The organism is Albimonas sp. (genome assembly GCF_055129145.1).
Window position 1 is genome coordinate 1 of record NZ_JBSRTQ010000185.1, and the last position, 7,286, is coordinate 7,286.

The following is a 7,286-nucleotide window of genomic DNA, read 5'->3' on the forward strand; positions in this document are numbered from 1 at the left end:
GGGCGGCGCGCAGGGATCGCAGGCCCGCCCCGGCCGTGACCGCGCCCCGACCGATCCGCGGCGCCGCGCCGCAGGATGCGTCGCGCCGCGCATCGCGCCGCGACCCGCGAGCCCTTTGACCCGCCGCCAGAATTCGATCAAAAGGGGAGCGTCAGGATCCCGGCGTTCGCGCGCCCGGAGATCGACCGCGGGGCATGTGCCCCAGGACCAGGCGGAGACCACGACCATGGCGGCAGCAACCACCCCCGAGATCCGGTCCGGATATCGGCCGGACCCCAGGGCGGGCGCGCGCCCGTCGATCTCGCCCCGCGCCCGGCGCCTCGCCGCGCCCGCCCGCTTCGCTGCGGGGCTGATCCTCGCCGTGCTCGCCGGCCCGATGCTCGCGGCCCTTATGCTCCCGACGCCCGTCGCCGCCCAGGACGCGCCGGTGATCGCGCGCGTCGACCGCATTCTGGTCGAGGGCGCGCGCCGCATCGACGACGCCACCATCAAGGCCTACATGACCGTCGCCGAGGGCGAGCCCGCCACCGCCGCCGACATCAACGCCTCGCTCCGCCGTCTGCTCGACACCGGCCTGTTCGAGGACGTCACCATCTCGCCGCTCGGCTCGGGGCTGCTGGTCCAGGTCAAAGAAGCCGCCTACATCAATCTCGTCGCCTTCGAGGGCAACGACTCCCTCAAGGACGAGACCCTGCGCGCCGCCGTCCGCTCCTCCTCGCGCGCCGCCTTCTCGCGCGCCCAGGCCGACAGCGACGCCCAGACCCTGCTCGAGCTCTACCGCCGCTCCGGCCGCTTCGGCGCCACCGTCGAGCCGGTGATCATCGAGCGCGACAACAACCGCGTCGACCTGGTGTTCGAAATCCAGGAAGGCCCGCCCACCGGCATCCGTTCCATCAACTTCGTGGGCAACAAGGCCTTCTCCGACCGCCGCCTGCGCAGCGCCATCTCCACCAAGGAGAACGGGGTGCTGGCCTTTCTCTTCGCCACCGGCACCTACGACCCGGACCGGCTGGAATACGACAAGGAGCAGCTGCGCCGCCACTATCTCGACCGCGGCTACGCCGACTTCCAGGTGCTGTCGGCCGTCGCCGAGCTCGCCGACGACCGCGAGGATTTCCTGCTGACCTTCACCGTCGAGGAAGGCGAGATCTACAAGTTCGGCAAGCTCGACATCGACATCAAGATCCCCGGCATCGACCCCGAGCCCCTGCGCAAGGTGTTCGTGATGCAGGAGGGCGACGAATACTCGGTCTCCGATGTCGACAAGGCGATCGAGGACCTGATCTTCGAGCTCGGTCAGCTGGGCTACGTGTTCCTCGACGTCCGCCCCCGCGCCGACAAGAACGAAGAGACGCACACCATCGACGTGACCATCGAGGCCTCCGAAGGCCCGCGCGTCTATGTCGAGCGCATCGAGATCGAGGGCAATTCGCGCACCGTCGACCGGGTGCTGCGCCGCCAGTTCCGCGTGGCCGAGGGCGACGCCTACAACGCGATGGAAATCCAGGCCGCGCGCTCGCGCCTGCGCGCGCTGGGCTTCTTCTCCAAGGTCGATGTGCGCACCGAGCGCGGCGGCGCCGACGACCGCGCCGTGGTCAAGGTCGACGTCGAGGAGAAGCTGACCGGCTCGATCTCCATCGGTCTCGGTTTCTCGTCCTCGGACGGGCCCGGCGGCGACATCTCGATCTCCGAGCAGAACTTCCTCGGCCGCGGCCAGTTCGTTCAGGCCTCGATCCAGGTCGCGGGCGACGAGCAGGCGATCCAGTTCAACTTCCAGGAGCCGGCGCTGCTCGACCGCGACCTCGCGGCCGGCTTCAACCTCGGCTACGTGCAGGTCGACCGCACCGACGAGAGCTCCTATCAGGAGACCACCATCGGCTTCCGGCCCTATCTCGAATTCCCCATCGCCGAAGATCAGCGCCTGCGGGTGAAGTACCGGATCAGCTCGGACGAGATCCGCGACGTCAGCCGCTTCGCCTCGCCCGCGATCTTCGAGGACGAGGGCACCGCCTACACCTCCTCGGTCGGCGCGGTGTGGACGCTGGACAAGCGCAACGACGTGATCGAGCCGACCCGCGGCTATCGTCTGGGCTTCGACCAGGAGCTGGCGGGCGTCGGCGGCGATACCGCCTACACCCGCTCCGTCGCCACGGCGAAGGTGTGGCGCGGCTTCTTCGACGATCAGTTCGTCGCCTCCGCCGAGGTCGAGGGCGGCGCGATTCTCAGCTTCGGCGACGATCTGCGGGTCAACGACCGCTTCTATCTCGGCGGCGACCGCTTCCGCGGCTTCGCCCGCGACGGGATCGGGCCGCGCGACGTGTCGACGATCTCGGTGCGTGAGCGCAATTCGGACGGCACCGTGGTCACGCCGGTGAACCGGATCACGGTGCAGCGCGCCGATGCGCTCGGCGGCCAGTATTACGCGATCCTGCGCACCAATGTCAGCTTCCCGCTGGGGCTGCCGGAGGAACTGGGGGTCTATGGCGGTCTCTTCGCCGACATCGGCACGCTGTGGGGCATGGACAAGACCACCTATGCCGACAGCTTCGGTCGCCCGGCGGTGAGCGTCGACGACAGCGCCCAGATCCGGGCCTCCATCGGCGCCTCGGTCTATATCGACAGCCCGTTCGGCCCGCTGCGCTTCAACTTCGCGCTGCCGGTGGTGCGGGAGGACTATGACTCCCGCGAATACTTCCGCTTCACCATCGGCGGGCGGTTCTGATCGTGGCGGCCGGCGCATGATCCGGCCCCGCCCCGGCCCGCGCCGCCTGGCGGCGCGGGTTCTCTGGCTCGTGATCGCCGCGGCCCCGGTCGGTGCGGCGGCGCAGGACGCGGCGGGGCCTTCGGCGCAGGCCCCGACCTCCCCTGCGCCCGAGGGTCCGGTCGCGCCCGGCATCGACGGCGCGGCTCCGGCCCCGGTCGGCCCGCTGCCGCGGGCCCCGGTGCTGATCGTCAACCGCACCGCGGTGGTCGAGAACTCCGCCCCCGCCCTCGCGCTCCGCGACACCGAGCGGGAGGTGCGCGAGAAGGTGCAGCGCGAGCTCGACATGGTGAAGGCCGAACTCGAGGCCGAGGAGCAGACCCTCACCACCCTCAAGGAGACCATGGACCCGGCCGAGTTCGCCGAGCGCGCCCGCCAGTTCGACCGGCGGGTGAAGGAGGAGCGGCGCGACGCCCAGGAACGCGGCGCCGCCCTGATCCGCTTCGTGCAGGAGGCCCGCGGCGCTCTCGCCTCGGCCCTGCCGCGGGTGCTGGAGGCGCTGCGGCGCGAGGCGGGGGCGCTGGTCATCCTCGACAGCGCCGCGGTCGCCGTCGCCGATCCCGGGCTCGACGTCACCGACGAGGCGATCGAGCGCTACAATATCGAGATGGGCGACGTGCGCTTCGATCCGCCCGCCGGCGCGATGCGGGAATGACCGGGAAACCGGCGGGACGGCCTGCCGTTCCGCGGCGTCGCTTCGCCGCCTGTGTGCGCCGCGCGCGCCCCTTGACTTGACCTTCGTCCATACGCCTGCAATCAGATGCGCCGACACCGCAAGTGGGGGCCGCCATGACTGAGACCTCTTCCGACGCCGCGCCCGCCGCCGTCGAACAGGATGCCGAGCACGCGGCGCCCAAAACCCTCGGCTCCGCCGATATCGGGCGCATTCAGCGCATGATCCCGCATCGCTATCCCTTCCTGCTCATCGACCGGGTGGAACGGATGGCGATGGGCGAGAGCTGCGTCGGCATCAAGAACGTCACCATGAACGAGCCGCAGTTCACCGGGCATTTCCCGAGCGAGCCGATCATGCCCGGCGTCCTGATCGTCGAGGCGATGGCCCAGACCGCCGCGGTGCTGGTGGTCGACACCCTGGGGATGGAGGGCGAGAACCTGCTCGTCTACTTCATGACCCTCGACAAATGCCGCTTCCGGCAGCGGGTGGTCCCCGGCGACCAGATGGAGCTTCGCGTGAAGATCCTGCGCGGCCACGGCCGCATCTGGAAGTTCTGGGGCGAAGCCTGGGTCGGCGACAAGATCTGCGCCGAGGCCGACTTCTCGGCGATGATCGTGATGCCCGACCACAAGTCCCGAAAAGGCGCCTGACCATGAGCATCGACCCCTCGGCCATCGTCCACCCCGCCGCGATCGTGGAGGACGGGGCCGAGATCGGCGCCGGCGCGCGCATCGGACCCTGGTGCCTGGTGGGGGCGGAGGTGGTGATCGGCGCGGGGGCGGAGCTTCTGTCCCATGTGGCGGTGACCGGGCGGACCTCCATCGGCGACGGCACGAAGGTCTGGCCCTTCGCCTCGCTCGGCGCCCAGCCGCAGGACCTGAAATTCGCCGGCGAGGAAAGCCGGCTGGAAATCGGGGCCCGCAACATGATCCGCGAGCATGTCACCATGAACCCCGGCACCGAGGGGGGTGGCGGGCTGACCCGCGTCGGCGACGGCTGCCTGTTCATGGCCTCGTCGCATGTCGGCCATGACTGCCTGATCGGCAACGGGGTGATCGTGGCCAACAACGCGCCGCTTGGCGGGCACGTGATCGTCGAGGATCGGGCGATCATCGGCGGCAACGCCGCGGTGCACCAGCATTCCCGCATCGGCCGCGGCGCCATGATCGGCGGGCTGACCGGGGTGGAGCGCGACGTGATCCCCTACGGATCGGTCACCGGCGACCGCGCGCATCTGGCCGGGCTGAACCTGGTCGGCCTGCGCCGCGCCAAGGCCCCGCGCGACCAGATCATCGCGCTGCGCGAGGCGGTGGATTTCATTTTCGACGAGGCGGCCGAGGGTTCGGTGGTAAACCGCGCCCGGGAGGCGGAGGGGCGCTGGCCCGATCAGCCGCTGGTCGCCGAAGTGGTGGTCTTCATGCTGGCCGACAGCGCGCGTCAGTTCGTGACGCGGCGGGGGCATTGATGGCGCGCGACGGCGGGGCCGAGATGGGCGCCGAGACCGGGGCGCTGGCGCTCGTCGCCGGGTCCGGCGACCTGCCGCGGCTGATCGCGGAGGACCGGCGTCGCCGCGGGCTCGGCCTGCTGGTGGTGCGCTTCGAGGGCACGACTGCCCCCTGGGCCGACGGCATGGACGTGCTGGACCTGCCCTTCGAAAAGCCCGGCCGCCTGTTCAAGGCGATGAAGGCCAAAGGCTGCGACCGCGTCTGCTTCGCCGGCGCCATGGTGCGCCCGCGGCTCGACCCGCTGCGCTTCGACTTCAAGGCGCTGAGCCTGATGACCAAGGTCCCGGCCCTGCTCAGGAAGGGCGACGACGCCATGCTGCGCGGCTTCGCGGCGATCTTCGAGGGGGAGGGCTACGCGATGGTCGCCTCCCATGATCTGCTCGCCGGGATGCTGGCGCCTTCGGGGGTGTTCGGCGCGGTGCAGCCCTCCGACCAGGACCGCGAGGATGCGGCCCGCGCCGCCGTCATCGTCACCGCCATGGGCGCGGTCGACGTGGGGCAGGCGGCGGTGGTCTGCGACGGGATCTGTCTGGGCGTCGAGGCGATCGCCGGCACCGATGCGTTGCTGGACGAGGTCTCGCGCCTGGCCGGGAACCTGCGCCATGGCGATGCCAGGGGCGTGCTCCTGAAAAGCCCCAAGCCCGGCCAGGACTGGCGCATGGACCTGCCCGCCATCGGGCCGGAGACGGTGCGCCGCGCTGCGCTCGCCGGGCTGGCGGGGATCTGCGTCGAGGCCGGTTCGGTGCTGGTGCTGGGGCTCGACGAGACGATCGCGGCGGCCGACGAGGCCGGCCTGTTCCTCTGGGGCCGTCCCGCCGTCTGAACCGGGGAGGCCCGCCGTGACCCGACCGCTTCGCGTCTTCATGATCGCCGGCGAAGCCTCCGGCGACCGTCTGGGCGCGCCCCTGATCCGGGCGCTCCGCGAGGAGGTGGGGCGTGAGGAGGCAGGGCGCGAGGTCGAAATCCTCGGCGTCGGCGGCGAGTTGATGGAGGCGGAGGGGCTGACCTCCCTTTTCCCCGCCACCGACCTCGCGGTGATGGGCATCGCCGAGGTGCTGCCGCGCCTCACCCTCATCCTGCGCCGCATCCGCGAGACGGTGGCGGCGCTCGCCACCGCCCGCCCCGACGTGCTGATCACCATCGACAGCCCCGGCTTCGGCCTCAGGGTGGCGCGCAAGGCCCGCGCCGCGCGGCCTGACCTGCGCACGGTGCACTACGTCGCCCCCTCGGTCTGGGCCTGGAAGCCGGGCCGGGCGAAGGAGATGGCGCCCTATATCGACCATGTCCTCGCGCTGCTGCCGTTCGAGCCGCCCTACATGACCGACGCCGGCATGACCTGCGATTTCGTCGGCCACCCCGTCGCCCGCCTCGCCCGCCCCGACGCGGCCGCGCAGGCGGCGTTCCGGGCGGGGATCGGGGCAGGCGAGGCGCCGCTGATCTGCGTGCTGCCCGGCAGCCGGCGGGGCGAGGTCTCGCGGCTCGCGGCGCCCTTCGGGGAGATCGTGGCGCAGGTGGCCGCGGCCGTCCCCGGTCTGCGCGCCGTGATCCCCGCCGCCGCCGGCGTCGCCGACATGGTGGAGGCGGCGGCGCGGGATTGGCCGATGCCGGTCACCGTCCTCGACCCCCGCGGGATGGATCCGGCCGCGGCCGAGGCGCGCAAATTCGCCTGCTTCGCCGCCTGCGACGTGGCGCTGGCCGCGTCCGGCACCGTGTCGCTGGAACTGGCGGCGATGGGCGCCCCGCAGGTCATCGCCTACCGCGTGCATCCCCTGACCGCCTTCATCGTCAAGCGCATGGTCCGCATCGACAGCGCGACGCTGGTCAACCTGCTGCTGAAATCCCGCCCGATCCCGGAATACATCCAGGACGCGCTGGTCCCCGAAACCGTCGCCGCCGAAGTGATCCGCCTGCTGCGCGACCCCGCCGCCGCGGCCGCCCAGCGCGAGGCCGAGGACCGGGCGCTCGCCATGCTCGGCCGCGACGGGGAGCCGCCCTCGACGCGCGCCGCGCGCTCGGTTCTGGCGGCGCTGGCCCGGGCCTGAGGCCTGCGCGGCCAGTCAACGGATCGTTTCCGACATCATCCCGCCTTGATGATTTCCCGTCGAGACCCACGTCTATTGGGGACAGCGGCTCCCGGGCCGCACGAAAGGAGGCCGACATGACCCGCCAGACCGATCCCGCCGACGTCGAGACCCGTTCCGAAGAGGTTCCCGAGATGGTGAAGCCCGAGATGAGCAACCCCACCGATCCCGCCACCATCGGCGGCGCCAACGCCGAGGCGAACGGGGTGTGGCGGGTGCTGCGCAACTCCGCCGTGCTTGCGGTCGGGGCGATGATCGTGGTG

7 protein-coding genes are annotated in these 7,286 nt (G+C 71.3%); all 7 read left to right on the forward strand.

Going from position 1 to position 7,286, the window contains the following annotated elements:
- The first annotated feature begins 226 nt into the window (after window positions 1-226).
- Window positions 227-2,722 (forward strand): outer membrane protein assembly factor BamA, encoded by a 2,496-nt coding sequence (bamA, locus tag ACTB72_RS19395; RefSeq protein WP_463038663.1) that lies wholly within the window; start codon window positions 227-229, stop codon window positions 2,720-2,722.
- 16 nt (window positions 2,723-2,738) lie between these two features.
- Window positions 2,739-3,416: an OmpH family outer membrane protein gene (locus ACTB72_RS19400; protein WP_463038664.1), complete on the forward strand. Its 678-nt coding sequence runs from the start codon at window positions 2,739-2,741 to the stop codon at window positions 3,414-3,416.
- A gap of 134 nt (window positions 3,417-3,550) precedes the next feature.
- Window positions 3,551-4,087, forward strand: a complete 537-nt coding sequence (fabZ, locus tag ACTB72_RS19405) for a 3-hydroxyacyl-ACP dehydratase FabZ (protein WP_463038665.1) — start codon at window positions 3,551-3,553, stop codon at window positions 4,085-4,087.
- Between the two features lie 2 nt (window positions 4,088-4,089).
- Complete coding sequence (lpxA, locus tag ACTB72_RS19410; RefSeq protein ID WP_463038666.1) at window positions 4,090-4,902, forward strand: acyl-ACP--UDP-N-acetylglucosamine O-acyltransferase; 813 nt, start codon at window positions 4,090-4,092, stop codon at window positions 4,900-4,902.
- Window positions 4,902-5,765, forward strand: coding sequence for an LpxI family protein (locus ACTB72_RS19415; protein WP_463038667.1), 864 nt, complete (start codon window positions 4,902-4,904; stop codon window positions 5,763-5,765). The genes lpxA and ACTB72_RS19415 overlap by 1 nt, the downstream gene beginning before the upstream one ends.
- Window positions 5,766-5,781: 16 nt before the next feature.
- Window positions 5,782-6,984, forward strand: coding sequence for a lipid-A-disaccharide synthase (gene lpxB / locus ACTB72_RS19420; RefSeq protein WP_463038668.1), 1,203 nt, complete (start codon window positions 5,782-5,784; stop codon window positions 6,982-6,984).
- A 116-nt stretch (window positions 6,985-7,100) separates the two neighbouring features.
- On the forward strand, window positions 7,101-7,286 hold a 186-nt coding region (locus tag ACTB72_RS19425; RefSeq protein ID WP_463038669.1), incomplete at its 3' end, for a hypothetical protein.

What these genes read in the sequence shown, in the direction of transcription:
- bamA (WP_463038663.1), top strand. Translation starts at nt 227, where the DNA reads ATGGCGGCAGCAACCACCCCCGAGATCCGGTCCGGATATCGGCCGGAC.
- fabZ (WP_463038665.1), top strand. Translation starts at nt 3,551, where the DNA reads ATGACTGAGACCTCTTCCGACGCCGCGCCCGCCGCCGTCGAACAGGAT.
- ACTB72_RS19415 (WP_463038667.1), top strand. Translation starts at nt 4,902, where the DNA reads ATGGCGCGCGACGGCGGGGCCGAGATGGGCGCCGAGACCGGGGCGCTG.
- ACTB72_RS19400 (WP_463038664.1), top strand. Translation starts at nt 2,739, where the DNA reads ATGATCCGGCCCCGCCCCGGCCCGCGCCGCCTGGCGGCGCGGGTTCTC.
- lpxA (WP_463038666.1), top strand. Translation starts at nt 4,090, where the DNA reads ATGAGCATCGACCCCTCGGCCATCGTCCACCCCGCCGCGATCGTGGAG.